This is a genomic window from Myxococcus sp. CA040A (genome assembly GCF_013336725.1).
Classification (GTDB): domain Bacteria; phylum Myxococcota; class Myxococcia; order Myxococcales; family Myxococcaceae; genus Myxococcus; species Myxococcus llanfairpwllgwyngyllgogerychwyrndrobwllllantysiliogogogochensis.
On record NZ_JABUMR010000019.1, the window covers coordinates 43459 to 57325 of the forward strand.

Annotated in this window: 12 protein-coding genes; 8 read left to right on the forward strand and 4 right to left on the reverse strand. The window is 68.2% G+C overall.

All coding sequences use genetic code 11. The features are described 5' to 3' along the window. Positions 1 to 138 precede the first annotated feature (138 nt). From HUA75_RS44135 to HUA75_RS44155, 5 genes are all read left to right on the forward strand, one after another. Complete coding sequence (locus tag HUA75_RS44135) at positions 139 to 426, forward strand: autorepressor SdpR family transcription factor (RefSeq protein ID WP_141640803.1); 288 nt, start codon at positions 139 to 141, stop codon at positions 424 to 426. Further along, positions 423 to 1106: an SdpI family protein gene (locus HUA75_RS44140; protein ID WP_174489880.1), complete on the forward strand. Its 684-nt coding sequence runs from the start codon at positions 423 to 425 to the stop codon at positions 1104 to 1106. Before HUA75_RS44135 ends, HUA75_RS44140 begins: the two co-directional genes overlap by 4 nt. Before the next feature lie 13 nt (positions 1107 to 1119). Next, positions 1120 to 2160, forward strand: a complete 1041-nt coding sequence (locus HUA75_RS44145; protein WP_254628094.1) for a S9 family peptidase — start codon at positions 1120 to 1122, stop codon at positions 2158 to 2160. Positions 2161 to 2324: 164 nt separating this feature from the next. Beyond that, on the forward strand, positions 2325 to 2591 hold the full coding sequence (locus HUA75_RS44150; protein WP_246136953.1) for a hypothetical protein: 267 nt from the start codon (positions 2325 to 2327) through the stop codon (positions 2589 to 2591). Between the two features lie 74 nt (positions 2592 to 2665). Beyond that, on the forward strand, positions 2666 to 3313 hold the full coding sequence (locus HUA75_RS44155) for a hypothetical protein (protein ID WP_141640800.1): 648 nt from the start codon (positions 2666 to 2668) through the stop codon (positions 3311 to 3313). 43 nt (positions 3314 to 3356) lie between these two features. Here HUA75_RS44155 and HUA75_RS44160 read toward each other — a convergent pair whose 3' ends face one another. The 3 genes from HUA75_RS44160 to HUA75_RS44170 all read right to left on the reverse strand — a co-directional run bounded on the left by HUA75_RS44160 (position 3357) and on the right by HUA75_RS44170 (position 8863). Further along, positions 3357 to 3554 carry a hypothetical protein gene (locus tag HUA75_RS44160; RefSeq protein ID WP_141640799.1) on the reverse strand — a complete coding sequence of 66 codons (198 nt, stop codon included), beginning with the start codon at positions 3552 to 3554 and terminating at the stop codon, positions 3357 to 3359. Between the two features lie 394 nt (positions 3555 to 3948). Next, positions 3949 to 6027 (reverse strand): sodium-translocating pyrophosphatase, encoded by a 2079-nt coding sequence (locus HUA75_RS44165; protein WP_141640798.1) that lies wholly within the window; start codon positions 6025 to 6027, stop codon positions 3949 to 3951. A 586-nt stretch (positions 6028 to 6613) separates the two neighbouring features. Further along, positions 6614 to 8863, reverse strand: coding sequence for a S41 family peptidase (locus HUA75_RS44170; protein ID WP_174489881.1), 2250 nt, complete (start codon positions 8861 to 8863; stop codon positions 6614 to 6616). Between the two features lie 184 nt (positions 8864 to 9047). Here HUA75_RS44170 and HUA75_RS44175 point away from each other — a divergent pair, with 184 nt between their 5' ends. The 3 genes from HUA75_RS44175 to HUA75_RS44185 all read left to right on the forward strand — a co-directional run bounded on the left by HUA75_RS44175 (position 9048) and on the right by HUA75_RS44185 (position 12478). Next, positions 9048 to 9560, forward strand: coding sequence for a hypothetical protein (locus HUA75_RS44175; RefSeq protein WP_174489882.1), 513 nt, complete (start codon positions 9048 to 9050; stop codon positions 9558 to 9560). A 43-nt stretch (positions 9561 to 9603) separates the two neighbouring features. Further along, entirely contained in the window at positions 9604 to 10332 is a 729-nt protein-coding gene (locus HUA75_RS44180) for an SDR family NAD(P)-dependent oxidoreductase (protein ID WP_174461117.1), read from the forward strand. Positions 10333 to 10435: 103 nt separating this feature from the next. Next, the gene (locus HUA75_RS44185; RefSeq protein WP_174489883.1) at positions 10436 to 12478 is read left to right on the forward strand and encodes a WD40 repeat domain-containing protein; all 2043 of its coding nucleotides are present in this window, start codon (positions 10436 to 10438) and stop codon (positions 12476 to 12478) included. A 63-nt stretch (positions 12479 to 12541) separates the two neighbouring features. On the opposite strand, the gene HUA75_RS44190 is transcribed toward HUA75_RS44185, so the two are convergent. After that, positions 12542 to 13834 (reverse strand): adenylate/guanylate cyclase domain-containing protein, encoded by a 1293-nt coding sequence (locus HUA75_RS44190; RefSeq protein ID WP_254628095.1) that lies wholly within the window; start codon positions 13832 to 13834, stop codon positions 12542 to 12544. Positions 13835 to 13867: the final 33 nt, after the last annotated feature.

The following is a 13867-nucleotide window of genomic DNA, read 5'->3' on the forward strand; positions in this document are numbered from 1 at the left end:
TGGCGTGCGTGGGCGCCGGGGCCGTGGCAGATGAGCTCGCACTCTGCCCCAAAGGGCGACACGACCTCTCCCCTGCCCCCCTTGACAGGATTCTCGAAGTCGTTATTTTGAAATCCATCAAACAATCAAAAGGTAGCGATGCGGACGCAGGAAGTCTTCAAGGCGATTTCGGACCCGACCCGGCGCAAGGTGCTCAAGCTCTTGCAGGGCGGCTCGAAGAGCGCGGGGGAGCTCGCGGAGGCGTTCGACATCACGAAGGGGTCGTTGTCGCATCACTTCAACGTCCTCAAGGCCGCCGACCTGGTGCGCTGCGAGCGACGCGGACAACAAATCGTCTACTCCCTCAACACGACTGTGTTCGAGGACGTAGCGGCCCTGCTTCTCGACCTCTTCAAGGTCGACAAGCCGAATGGAGAAGAGCGATGAGAATCAGCCGCGCGAACGTGCTGAGCCTGGGACTCGTCATCGCGTCGTTCGTGATGGCAGCCGTGCTCTACAGCCGACTCCCGGAAGCGATACCCACCCACTGGAATGCGCGGGGAGCCGTGGATGGCCACACGCCGAAACCGTGGGGGCCCTTCGTCCTGCCCTTGATGATGGCCGGCATCTCTCTATTGCTGGTGGTGCTCCCCCGGATTTCGCCCAAGGGCTACCGCATGGAGCGGTTTCAGGGTGTCTTCGAATTCGTCCTGGCGACGACGCTCGCGTTCCTGTTCCTGATGAATGCCTTGCTCCTGCTCGCGGGCATCGGGACCGCCGTACCCATGGAGCGAGTGGTTCCCGCGGCGACGGGTCTGCTCTTCGTGCTCCTGGGCAACGTCATGGGGAAGCTCACCAAGAACTTCTTCGTTGGCATCCGAACCCCCTGGACGCTGGCGAGCGACGAAGTCTGGCTTCGCACGCACCGCCTGGGAGGAAGACTCTTTGTCCTCGCGGGCATCATCATCTTCGTCTCGGGGCTGCTGGGCGCAGGGCCGCCCCCCGTGCTCGTGGCCGTTTCCATCGCCTGCATCATCCCTGTCATCTACTCGTACGTCCTCTATCGCCGCATCGAGGGGGGCAAAGGCAGGTCGACGAACAACGAAGGCCCACGACGTTTCGTGTGACGAGGAGAGCCACATGCTTCGCGCTGCCTGTCGCCCATCAGACGCCGCCCCTCATCGGGCGAAGATGCTTGGAGTCATCACCCTGGTCGCCGCGGCCTGTGCGAGTTCGCCAGAGCCGCGTGTGTCGGAGCCCGCCCCCGCGAAGGCCGTCGTGCAACCCACGTCCGCCACGTCCGCCGTCAACGGCGCCGCGTTCCGGACCGAGGAAGTCTCCGTGGGACGAGCGCCGTTCCTGCTGAAGGGCACGTTGACGGTGCCGACCGGGAGCGGCCCATTCCCTGGCGTCGTCCTGGTCCACGGCTCCGGTCCCCATGACAGGGATGAGAGCATTGGCCCCAACAAGCCCTTCAAGGATATCGCGGAGGGGCTCTCATCTCGCGGCATCGCCGTCCTGCGCTACGACAAGCGAACCTTTCAGTACGGCCCGCAGCTCACGAACTTCTCCATCGACGATGAGGTCGTCGTGGATGCAGTCGCGGCCGTGGGCGTCCTCAAGGCACGTCCGGAGATTCATCCCGAGCGGGTCTTCGTGGTGGGGCACAGCCTGGGCGCCCTCCTCGCTCCGGAAATCGCGGTCCTCGCGGCGCCCGTCGCGGGCGCGGTCCTGTTGGCGCCTCCCGGACGTCCGCCCTGGGACCTGGTGCTCGCACAACTGAGGTATCTCGAAGTACCGGCCGAGAAGCTCGCCGAGTTCGAGCAGACCGTGGGCCTGCTGAAGGCAGGAAAGCTCGGCACCGGGACACTGCTGGGAGCGCCCGCCGCGTATTGGCAGGACTGGGCGTCACGCGACGGCGTCGCCATGGCCCGGAAGCTCCAGCGCCCCATCCTCATCATGCGAGGCGCACGGGACTACCAGGTCACCGACGAGGACCTGACGTCCTGGAGAAGTGGTCTCGAAAGCGTTGCCCAGGTCGAGGTGGTGACTGTTCCGGAGAACAATCACCTGTTCATCAAGGGCACCGGCAAATCCGGGCCCGCCGAATACGCGGTCCCAGGTCATGTGGACGAGCAGGTCGTCGAGAAGCTCGCGTCCTTTCTCCTCTCCAAGCCGTAGCGCCGGCTCCGTTCGACGTGCGCCCTGGGGGGCATGGTAGACAGAGGGGCATGGATGCGACGCACGCTCCGTGCCCCCTACATCCCGAGCGCCCCGCGGAGGGGACCTGCAGCCGCTGTGGCACCTTCCTGTGTGAAAGGTGCCGCAAGTGGCAGGTGGGACGGATGCTCTGCTCGCGCTGTCACACGGTGGCGTTGGGGGAGAAACCCTCTCAGCGCGCGACGCTGGCGCTCATCTTCGCCACCGTGGGCTTCATCGGCTTCGTGCCGGGACTCGTGGGGCTCGTGCTCGGCTACCAGGAGCTGGCGGCCATCCGGCGCGGCACCTCACCGGGCTCGGGCGAGGGCTGGGCCCTGCTCGCTCGCAACGTGGGCTGGTTCCACCTGACGGTGCTGCTCATCATCGGACTGGGATGGATGGCGCGGAGCTGAGCTTTGCATCGCCCCTCTTCGGACGGCTAGCGTCGGCCTCCCGACCCGGTCCGGGTCGGAGGTGGGGGCTTCACATGGGTGCGAAGAAGCTGGCGCTGGAGGAAGGCGGGCCGCAACGACTGGAGCTGTCGTGGGGACTGGCCTGGAAGAAGTTCACGGTCATCCTCGATGGCAAGGTCGTGGGGACCACGGACGGCGGGTCGTCCGAGCTCAAGAAGGGCGTGAACTTCACGCTCCCGGACGGAAGCACCCTGAGCGTTCAAATCCAATCCGGGGTGTTCAACGTGGAGCTGGCGGTGCTGCGCAACGGGCTGCCCCTGCCCGGGTCCTCCACGGACCCCGAGCAGCGGATAAAGTCCGCCGCGTACATGCTCTACTTCCTGGCGGGCTTGAACACCCTGCTCGGCGTGGTCGCCATGGTGACGGAGAATGAGGCGCTGACAGCCCTGGGGATGGGCGTGGGCTCCCTCCTCTTCGGCGCGGTGACCGCGGTGTTTGGATTCTTCACCTATCGCGGCACCCGCGCGGGCCCCATCCTCGCCATCCTCCTGTACCTCAGCGACACGGTCCTGACGGTGATGGACACCATCAACCAGGGCGGCAAGCCCCAGGTCTTCGGCCTCATCATCCGCGCCTATATCGTCATCACGCTCGTCAAGGCGGTGCAGGCCGCGGGCGAGCTGAAGCGCCGTGGCGAGGCGGGCGTGTCGCTCCAGCCCTGACGCCCGAATCCCAGACGCCGACGCGCCTGGCGCGCGGTCGGCGTCAACGGACCACTTGCTCCCGCTGCATCAGGGGCGCGACCTGGCGCTGGATGGCCTGCAGTTGATGGAGCTTGTCCCTCAGCGAGTCGCGCAGCTCGCGCATGTCGGTGTGGATGACCTCGTCATGCAGGTCCTCGATGCTTTCAGCCAGACAGGCGTAGAGGAGATGAATCTGCTGCTGGGAGAGCTCCAGGACCATGGGACACCTCTCTGACAGCGGAACAGCGGTGGCACTCATCCCTCACACCCGAGGGAGCGGGTGCGAGCGCGTCAGGCTCGCGAGGGTCGCTGCTGCTGCCCCCCCATGCCTGGTGCGCAGGCGGTCGCGAAACACCCCGAAAGGTAGCACGCGCGCACGCACCGCCCCGGTGCCCCGCATGGCGGAGTCCGTGAGGTGTTCGCTGTCTGACATTGGAGGAGCGAGCCGCTTGCGGGCTCACGCGTCCAGGAGGTGCGCAGGGGCCAAGGGCCCGCGTCTTCCTCCCGTCGGAGCTTCCGAGGACCCACGCGGCCCCTGGAGGAGGCCGCGAGGTCCGTGCCACTGACTGCCATGCGGCGCCTCGGAACCGAGGCGCCGCGCCACATCACGCGGACTACCGGAGCGCGATGAGGGAGGCCACGAGCAGCGAGACGACGCTCATGACCTTGATGAGGATGGCAACGCCAGGACCCGAGGTGTCCTTGAACGGGTCGCCCACCATGTCGCCGACGACGGCGGCCTTGTGGACGTGCGAGCCCTTCGCGTGGCCCGGCAGCTTGCCCTTCTCGATGTACTTCTTGGCGTTGTCCCACGCGCCACCCGCGTTGGCCATGTAGAGGGCCATGGTGGCGCCGACAACGAGCGCGCCCGCCAGCAGACCCGCCAGCGCGCTGGGCCCCAGCACGTAGCCCACCAGCGGCGGGGCGACGACGGCGACGAGGCCCGGGAAGATCATCTCGCGCAGCGCGCTCTTGGTCGCGATGTCGACGATCTTCTTGGGGTCCGGGTCCGCCTTGAGCTCCATCAGGCCCGGAATCTCGCGGAACTGGCGGCCAATCTCCTCGACGATGGCACCCGCCGCGCGACCGACGGCGAGCATCGTGGAGGCGCCCACCATGAACGGCAGGATGGAGCCGAGCAGCAGGCCCACGATGACCTTCGGGTTGGTCAGCAGCAGGCTCATCTCCGGCAGACCCGCCGCGATGCGCGTGTGGTTGACCTCCATGTTGAACGCCGAGAAGAGCGCGATGACGGTGAGCGTCGCCGAGCCGATGGCGAAGCCCTTGCCGATGGCCGCGGTGGTGTTGCCCACCGCGTCCAGCTCGTCGGTGATGGCGCGGACCTCGGGGCCCAGGCCGGACATCTCGGAGATGCCACCCGCGTTGTCGGAGATGGGGCCGTAGGCGTCCACCGTCATCACGACGGCGGTGCCACCCAGCATGCCCACCGCGGACAGCGCGATGCCGTACAGGCCGAGCGCCTGGTCGGCGATGTAGGCCACCAGCGCGATGGTGGCCATGGAGATGCCCACGCTCTCCATTCCGACGGCGAGGCCGCGGATGAGGTTGGTGCCGGCGCCGGTGATGGACGCCTCCGCGATGCGCTGCACGGGCGTGGAGGACGTGTAGTAGTCCGTGACGAGGCCGATGATGGCGCCGCCGAAGGCGCCCGCGGCCAGGGCCACCGTGATGTTCTGGGAGAGTCCGAACACGTTCATCATCACGAACGACAGGCCCACCAGGATGACGGGGGGCAGGATGAGGGCGCTGCGCAGCACCTGCGCGGGGTTCATCTTCTTGAGGGCGCGCGCGATGAAGATGCTCAGCAGGCTGACGATGAGGCCCACCGCGGACAGCACCAGCGGGAGCACCACGCCGGCCACCTTCGCGCCTCCCGTAGCCGAGGAGTCGACGACGAGGCGGGAGAGCTCCGTGGCGTTGGCCGTCAGGGCAATCGCCATGGCGGCGACGATGGCGGCCACCATGGACTCGTAGATGTCCGCGCCCATGCCGGCCACGTCGCCCACGTTGTCGCCCACGTTGTCGGCGATGACGCCGGGGTTGCGCGGGTCGTCCTCGGGGATGTTCTCGATGACCTTGCCGGCGATGTCGGAGCCGACGTCCGCGGCCTTGGTGTAGATGCCGCCGCCCACGCGCGCGAAGAGCGCGATGGAGCTGGCCCCCACGGCGAACGAGTGGAGGATGGGCGACAGCTGCGCGTGGCCCTTGAAGAAGTAGTAGACGCCGCCCATGCCAATCAGGCCCAGGCCGGCGACGGCGAGCCCCATCACCGCGCCGCCATCCAGGGCGACCAGGAGCGCGTTCGGCTTCGAGCCGGTGCGAGCGGCCTGCGCGGTGCGCACGTTCGCGAACGTCGCGGCCTTCATGCCGATGTAGCCCGCGAGCAGCGACAGGAACGCGCCCACCACGAAGCTCACGCTCGCGAGACCGCCGAGGGCCCAGCCGATGAACACCGCGATGACCGCGCAGTACACCGCGAGCACCTTGTACTCACGGACGAGGAACGCCATCGCGCCTTCGCGGATGTAGCCCGCGATGCGATTCATCGTCGCGTCGCCGTCGGGGAGTGCCTTGACCCGGAAGTAGAAGAACGCAGAGAAGAGCAGCCCCACGGCGCCGATGACACCCGGTGCGATTGCCCAGAAATTCGACTCGAGACTCGACAACTCCATCCAATCCTCCAGAGCAGTCCCCGGGGCTGACATCCCCCCTCTGGGGCGCTCGCGTGCCGCGCACGTTGCGAGCAGGCCCTATACGGGATTTCCACCGAACCTGGGAGCCTTCTGGGAGCGATCAGGGAGGCGGCCTGTCGAGGGAGGGCGCTGGTGCAGGGAGGCGAAGAAGGGCTCATGACGCCCGCTCTCACGCCTCCACGGGGAAGGGCTTCACTCCGAGTCATTCTCGGCGAGCGCCTGGCCGGGGAGCGGGGAGCATCCGCTCCCAGTGTCACATCCCAGGCGGGAGCCAGGCCGCACGCACCCAGAGCGAAATCATGGTCTGTGTTTCACCCGTGGGGTGAATCCCGACTTCTTCGTCCGCGCCCGTTTCACCGGGCGGAAGCGGTGCTCAGCGCCTGTATCAGGGCTCGCGGAGACGACGCCTGCCCGCCCTGGGAAGGGCGGATCGGCTGTCCATCTTCTTGGTGGATGTAGACATGTTTATCTCGAAATCTCTTATTCCAGAGAAGACGTGAGCGCCACGCATGCGCCCCGGCCCTGGCACATGCGTGGCGGCACCGGCGAAGACGGGAGGCGCCGCTCAGCGACTCGAGGACGCGGGCTTGTTGGGGGGCTCCGCGCGCAGAATCTGGAGCGCGCGCTCCAGCAGCTCGTCACGCCCCGCCTGGAGTCCCGCCACCGTCGGCCGCAGCTTCACGTCGGGCTCCAGGCCCTTGCGCTGCAGTTGCCGGCCGTCCCCGTGGAGCACTTGCTGACCGGTGAAATAGAAGGAGATGTCTCCGGGCAGTATCGCCTCGGTGACGTCGCCATTGGTGCCCGCGGTGGCGCTGCCCACGAAGACGGTATCCGCCGCGGCCTTCAGCAGCAGCCCGGTGTGCTCGGCCTGGCTGATGGTGCGCGAGTCGATCAACGTCACCGTGCGGCCCCGATACTTGGGGAGGTCCGTCTCCCGCAGCGAGTCGACGTACTTCACCCAACCGACGTTCTGTCCTCCCGCGTAGGGGCGCATGTACCAGGCAAAGGGGCGTGAGCCCTTCACGTCGAAGTAGGGCCCGAGCGCCCACATCGTGCCGCGGGGATAGGCGCGCAGGTCGAACACGATGCCGCGTGTGTCCTTGAGCTTCTCGAACATCGCGGGCACGTCCTGGACCTCCAGCTTCCCCAGGTCCACGAAGCCGAGGTTTCCCTCCAGCAGCCGGTAGGACTCCGCCTTCGAGGGAGGCAGATTCCGCCGAGACGTGCGGACGAGCTTCGCCTCCTTGGGCCCCTTGGCACCTCGCACGCCCAGGACGGCGGTGGAGCCCACCTCGCCCCCGAGCGCGATCTGCAGGGTCAGGTCCCTGTGGTAGCTGGCGAGGGAGGCCGCCACGTAGGGGGCGAACCGGCGCGCCCGTGCGTCGATGGGCTCCCCGTCGACCTTCTCGATGATGTCACCTGGAACGAGCCCCGACGCGGCTGCCGCTTCGTGCACCTCCACCACCACCGCCTTGCCGTCGAGGTCCGTCACCCAGACCGGCGGGATGGCACCGTAGAACCGCTGGAGCTCCGGGTGGCCTCGCACCATCGCATGGGCGTCCTGGAGCCAAGTGGTCGCCTCGGCCAACGCGAGCACGTACGCCTTCGCGTCCTTCGCCGCCTCCAGCTTCTCGAGCAGCCCTGGCAGGCGGCTGTCCCAGGGCCGGTCCATCAGCTCCGTGTAGGCGAAGAAGAAGCGCACCACCGTCCACAGCTTGGCCCCGGCCAGCAGTCGCATCTCACGCGAGGGATAGAGCGCGTCCTTGTAGGTCGGCTCCGGGCGCCAGGGGAGCGCGGGCCGGGGGAGCGCGGCCGAGGCCTTCGGCTTGGGAGGCGGGCGGGAGGCCAGCAGGAGCGCCTGGCGCATCCCTTCATCCGGGCCCTCCAGACGAACACGCGCGGGGCGACTCACGTCCGCCTCCAGGGGCAGCACCGGCTCGTCCACGCTCAGCAAGGCGTTGTAGCCCTCTCCCAGCGGCAAGGTGTCCTGGTTGTTCATGGCGCCGTCATCGAGTGGGCCTTCGGCGACCAGGAGCGCCTTGCCGCGAGCGCGCAGGGCCAGGACGGGCTGGTCGATGGCGGAGTCCGTGTCGACCAGGAAGACGAGCAGCGCGGGCTTCTTGCCCGGAGTGCCCGTGACGACATCGTCCGTGGGTATCCTGAACTCACTGCCGTAGAAGCCCTGCATTTCACCCTGTGGCCGCAGGCCACTGTGGCGAACATCGCGCAGACCGGGAACACGCAGCTCACCGTCGACGAGGTGGGGCAACAACGACGCCACCATCCAGGCGAGGCCGTAGCGCTTGAGACCGCGCATGCGCAAGTCCAGCACCACCGCGCGAGCCTTCGCCGCGTCCGCGTCCAGCGTCGTCCTCAACTCCTGCAACGACGTGGAGCCCTGTGGCCCCAGGAGGTTGCGCAGGTCGAGCACGAGGACATCCTTCTCCCAGCTCTTGAGCGCGCGAAGCGTGGGGGGCTGGCCCGCGTCAGGACGCTTCTCGGACTCCACTCGCGTGGCCCCGTCTCCCAGGGTCGCGAGCATGCCCTGGACCGCGGCGGCATAGGCCGCCGAGTCCCCCGCCGCCTCCACCTTGGGCAGCGCGGAAAGGAACGCGGCATCCCACTCGGCGGGCATGGAGAAGGCCCTGGGGTGGCGGAACCGGACGTCGCCCCACAGCTTCACCAATCTCACCCGACGTTCGGCCCGGAGCGTCTCCGGCGACACCGTGACGGGAGCCTGCGCCAGGGCATTCCCCGTGACGAACAGGGCTCCCAGGCTCAACACCGACATCCATCGCAGCCAAGCGCGCTTCATCGTGCCAACCCCCATGTCGCATGGAGCCTGCGAGAGTAGCCCAGTTTCAAGAAGCCTTCGAAGGGATGGCGGCGGCACCTCGAATCCGCCACGGAGTGGGCGGGGAGCCCTGGCCCAACACATCACAAACATCATCGCCATTGAGGTCGTGCGACGCTGACGCGGTCAGGGTTAGGCTGGGCGGATGCGCACCGCGATCCTCGCCCTCCTCCTGTCTTCCATGGCCGCCACCGCGTGTTCCGCCGCGGGGCGCTCCACCCCTCCCACCCCGGAGGACTTCTTCCGCCGCCCGGACCGGGTGCAGATCTTCCTCGCGGACAATGACCAGACGTGGGACATGGGGCCCGCACGCGACGACACCACTCCTCGCAGCGGCTTCTTCCTCCTCCCCAAGGAGGGTCCCGAGCTGAGCTCGAAGCAACGCCGGGCCCTGGCGGACCTCTGGGTCTCCGCCAAGGACCCCGCGTCCTATCCTCCGAGGAAGTGTGGGTTCAACCCGGACATCGCCTTCCGCTTCTGGATTGGCAAGACGTGGGTGGACGCGGTGGTCTGCTTCACGTGTCGGGAGATCGCCTTCCATGACGCGAGCGGCAAACCCATCCCCGCCGCCCAGGCAGGCTTCCTGGACGGCTTCCCGGTGATGCAGGAACTCGCGAAGCAGGCGTTTCCCGAGGGAGGCTTCAACCCGGGGTTCTGAATGGCGGCAGTGGACGTGGAGCCCCTTTCGACTGGAGGCAGCCATGGGCGCATTGGATGGGAAGCTCGCAATCATCACGGGTGGCAGCACAGGCATTGGACTGGCCATCGCCGAGCGATATGCCATTGAAGGGGCCGAGGTCGTCATCGCGGGACGGAACAAGGGGCGCATGGACGAAGCCCTCGCGCGAATCGGGCATGGCGCCCGGGGCGTGGTGACGGACGTCGGTGACGAAGCGCAAGTGCAGCGGCTCATCGACTCCGTGCCACGCGTGGACCTGCTGGTGACGTGCGCGGGTGGCGCGGTGTTCGGTCCCGTGGAGACGGTGCCGATGAGCGCCTGGCGGGCCCTCTTCAATGACCGCTTCTTCGGCCAGCTCTCCGCATGTCGCTACGCCGTCCCGAAGATGGCCGAAGGCAGCGCCATCGTGTTGTGCTCGGGCATCGCGGGCCACGCGGCGCTCGCCAACTACGCGGGCGGCGCGGGCCTGTGCGGCGCCATCAACGCCATGGGCCGCTCGCTCGCCATCGAGCTCGCGCCCAGGGGCATCCGGGTGAACGTCCTGTCTCCGGGCCTCACGCGCGACACCGCCATCGACTGGGGCGTGCCCGCCTCGCAGGTGGGAGCGTTCCTGGACACGCTCGCGAGCAACGTCCCGATGAAGCGGCCCGGTGTCCCTCGGGACATGGCCGACGCGGCCTGGTTCCTGGCGACGTGCGCCTACGCCACCGGCATGGTGCTCGACGTGGACGGAGGATGGACGGCGGTGTGAGCGCCTCGTCGACTTGGGGCGATGTCGCGCGACCCCGCGTGAGCAGCCCCGTTCTTCCTGTCGAGGACCGGGGCGCGGCCGCCGCGCCCTGACAATCCACTCCATGCCAGGCCCCTTCATCGACCTCCACGCCCTGAACCATTCCTCCGACGAGGCCCTCGAGTCGCTGCTGAAGCAGGCCGACTTCAGCCACTTCGAGGCCCACAGGGACCTGCCTCCCCTGCGGGCGCGGCTGCGGCGACTCCAGCGCCGAAGGGGCGTCACGGACCTCCACCGGTGGGTCTCCGAGCGCGTCCTGGATACGGGCGCGCGGCTGGTGGAGACGCCGCACTCCTCGGGTGCCCAGAGTTCCTTCGCGTTGAGCCCTTCCGGAAGGCATCTGGCCGTCGCCAGCCTCCGCGTCGACGCCTGGTTCGGCTTCTTCGGGGGCGACGTGCGCATCTGGGAGTTGGCGACGGGCCGAGTCGTCGCCAGCCACGGCTTCGACAAGGGCGTGGCGAGTCGCAGGGTGTCCTCCTGCATCCAGTGGTCTCCGTCGGGCCAGTGGCTCGGCGTCGTCTTCAATGACGTCGTCATCGGCGCGCTGCGCCCCTTCTCCGAGGGCCCTCCGTCCTTCAAGGTCGACGTCACCCGGCGCTGGGGCTCGCCGGATCCCCGCTACGTCAAGCGCCCCGAGGACGTGAAGAACCTCGGACACCTTCCCGCCTGGTGCTGGTCGCCCGACGAGACGCGCCTGTTCGTCTCCACTCCCGGCCCCGACGGAGGACTCGGCTGTATCGTCCCATTCCGGGAAGGCGCTTCGCTCAACGAGGACTGCACGGACGTGCGCTGGTGCCCGCCACCGCCAGTCCCGCCTCGCGACCGCCCGAACCCGGACACGTGGGTTCGCTGGAGCCGCGATGGCTCCCGCGTTCATGGCTACCGTTTTACGCCGGGAGGAGATTGGGACGAGGAGGCCTTCGATTACGCCGGCACGGGCGGCGCGTCGTCCACCGACGTCGCGAGCGGCACGAGCCAGTTCCAGCTCGGAGGCGTGAAACCACCCATCGCGTTTTCACCCGACGGTGCGCGCCTGGTCCATGACGACCAACGGCTCGAGCTCATCGATGGGCACACCGGCGAGCACCTCGCCACGCTCGTCGAACGCATCCCCGGCAAGCAGCCTCATGTCGGTATCAGCGAGGTCGTCTGGTCCTCCGATGGACGACGCCTGGCGGTGCTCATGGATGACTATGTCCATCCCACCGTCTGCATCTTCGAGGACGAAGCCTTCCTGTGTCGGCTGAAGCTCTCCGCGCTCGCGCACCCCAGTGACCAGACAGACACCCACCGTTGGGCCTGGTCCCCCGATGGCACCGTGGCCGCGTGCCTGACCACTGACGGTGGCGTCGAGCTATGGGCCATCGGGCGGAAGCCCCGCCGCCTGCGCCGGCTCACCGCCATCAAGGGCCTCCAGGGATTGCTCTGGGGAGGCGACGACACGCTCGTGGGCATCGGTCCCTATGCGCTCGCGTTCTGGAGCGCATCCAACGGAGAGCTGAGGACGCAGGCCTCGTTCGACCTCGAAGCGGGCCGTCTGCCCCCACCCGCCTCCTGGTGTCCCTGGCCAGAGAAGCCAGGGCAGTTCCTCCCGACGGAGCGAGGCTGGGCCTTCACCCACGTGCGGTCGGACGGCACCGTGTCCTGCCCTCCTGGACTGCTCGAGAAGCTTGAACGCCGGCTGATGTTCGCCGTCGACGGGCAATATGCCTGGCCCTGGAGCTGGGCCCTGGGGACGCGGCACACGCGACTGGAGGACGGCGCCAGGGCACATGCGGTGAAGCACCCGACTCCTCCGCCCGGCGAACTCCCCACCAATCACTACCAGGCCCAGCCCGTCTTCACGCGGGGCCCCGACCTTTGCCGCGACAACCTCACCCCCTATATCGGTCAGGTGATGCTGGTGCGGTTCGGCTACCACGGCCTCGTCACGGACCTCGCGACCCTGTTGGAGGTCACCGGGAAAGGGGTCCGCCTCCGCATCCAGGGCCGCATCGGGCCGGGCCCCGAGGAAGTCCTTCCCTACTCCTCGATTGGTTGGATGGGGCCCGCCGTCCAGCTCGAAGCGCCTGAGTCCCTCGCGGGCGCGCCAGAAGACTCCCGCTAGCGCGAGCCCCGGGTGCGCCACAGACCGACGTGGAAAGAGGCGACGGCGGAGCCGAGGTTTCACTCAACCGTGTGGAGTGACGACCCGCGCCCCCACAGGCCCCGCGAGGAGCGCGATGCCCACGCCGGGCACGAAGGTGGCCACCGGCTCGCTCTTTCCCTTCACGGCCACCGGGGCCGCGGGGGACCAGGTGAAGGTCTCTCCCGCGTTGGCGCGCGTGGTCGCGGACACGAGCAGCGGCGTTCCCACCTGCTTGGTGAGCCCTTCGATGCGGCTGGCCAGGTTCACCGCGTCGCCAATCACCGTGTACTCGCGCCGCTGGGTGCTGCCCACGTCCCCCACGACGACGCGGCCGGTGTGGATGCCAATGCCGATGCGCAGCGGCTCCTCGCCCCGCGCCACGCGCTCCTCGTTGAGCACTGTCAGCGCGTCGAGCATCTCCAGCCCGCACGCCACCGCCGCGCGCGCATGCTCCGGGTGGTCCAGAGGCGCGCCGAAGTACGCGAGGATGCCGTCGCCGATGAACTTGTCGAGCGTCCCGCCATGGCGGAACACCACCTCCACCATGCGCGACAGGTACTCGTTGAGCAGCGCCACCACCCGGGGGCTGTCCATCTGCTCGGACATGGAGGTGAAGTCTCGGATGTCGGAGAACAGCAGCGTCACCTCGCGATGCTGGCCATTCGCCAGTCCCGTGCCCCGCTCCGCGATGTGGCGAGCCACCTCGGGGGAGAAGTAGCGCCCCAGCCGCTCGAGCCGGGCCTGCTCGCGGGAGATGCCGTGCAGCAGGCGTTGAATGCGGTGCGTGGCGTAGCCGAGCGTCAGGGCCGTGACGCCGAGGATGACGACGAGCACGGGGGCGAGATTCCACGCGCCAGGCTCGCCCAGCTTCATCAGGGTGACCGTGAAGCCCATGCTCATCACCGCGCAGAGCGCGACGGTGCCCACGTCCAGCGACAGCACCGACAACGCGAGGAGCACGCAGTACACCCCGCAGGACATGGGCCCCACGAGGTCGGCGGGCACTCCGGCCTGGAGGGTGACGTACTGCTGGAGGAAGACCATGGGCGCGTCCACCAGCGCCACGGCCATGCCCGCGAACCGGCACCAGCGGGCGACCCCTCCCGCCACCGCCCAGAGCGCACCCGCGAGCACCAGATACCCGCCCAGCGCCACCGGGGACGCGGGCCACGCAAGGCCCACGCTCAGGCAGAGCCAGGCGAGCACACCGACGAAGCGCAGCGCCCCCAGGCGCCGCGCCACGCGAATCTGCTCGTTGACGAGGTTACGCTCGAAGGCGATGGACAGGTCCGGCTCAGCCGGTTCGGGAAGAGGAGTCACGAGCGTCGAAACCATGTATCGCGCACGCTACCAGAGGCCCCGACTCAC

What these genes read in the sequence shown, in the direction of transcription:
- HUA75_RS44135 (WP_141640803.1), top strand. Translation starts at nt 139, where the DNA reads ATGCGGACGCAGGAAGTCTTCAAGGCGATTTCGGACCCGACCCGGCGC.
- HUA75_RS44140 (WP_174489880.1), top strand. Translation starts at nt 423, where the DNA reads ATGAGAATCAGCCGCGCGAACGTGCTGAGCCTGGGACTCGTCATCGCG.
- HUA75_RS44145 (WP_254628094.1), top strand. Translation starts at nt 1,120, where the DNA reads ATGCTTCGCGCTGCCTGTCGCCCATCAGACGCCGCCCCTCATCGGGCG.
- HUA75_RS44150 (WP_246136953.1), top strand. Translation starts at nt 2,325, where the DNA reads ATGCTCTGCTCGCGCTGTCACACGGTGGCGTTGGGGGAGAAACCCTCT.
- HUA75_RS44155 (WP_141640800.1), top strand. Translation starts at nt 2,666, where the DNA reads ATGGGTGCGAAGAAGCTGGCGCTGGAGGAAGGCGGGCCGCAACGACTG.
- HUA75_RS44160 (WP_141640799.1), bottom strand. Translation starts at nt 3,554, where the DNA reads ATGGTCCTGGAGCTCTCCCAGCAGCAGATTCATCTCCTCTACGCCTGT.
- HUA75_RS44165 (WP_141640798.1), bottom strand. Translation starts at nt 6,027, where the DNA reads ATGGAGTTGTCGAGTCTCGAGTCGAATTTCTGGGCAATCGCACCGGGT.
- HUA75_RS44170 (WP_174489881.1), bottom strand. Translation starts at nt 8,863, where the DNA reads ATGAAGCGCGCTTGGCTGCGATGGATGTCGGTGTTGAGCCTGGGAGCC.
- HUA75_RS44175 (WP_174489882.1), top strand. Translation starts at nt 9,048, where the DNA reads ATGCGCACCGCGATCCTCGCCCTCCTCCTGTCTTCCATGGCCGCCACC.
- HUA75_RS44180 (WP_174461117.1), top strand. Translation starts at nt 9,604, where the DNA reads ATGGGCGCATTGGATGGGAAGCTCGCAATCATCACGGGTGGCAGCACA.
- HUA75_RS44185 (WP_174489883.1), top strand. Translation starts at nt 10,436, where the DNA reads ATGCCAGGCCCCTTCATCGACCTCCACGCCCTGAACCATTCCTCCGAC.
- HUA75_RS44190 (WP_254628095.1), bottom strand. Translation starts at nt 13,834, where the DNA reads ATGGTTTCGACGCTCGTGACTCCTCTTCCCGAACCGGCTGAGCCGGAC.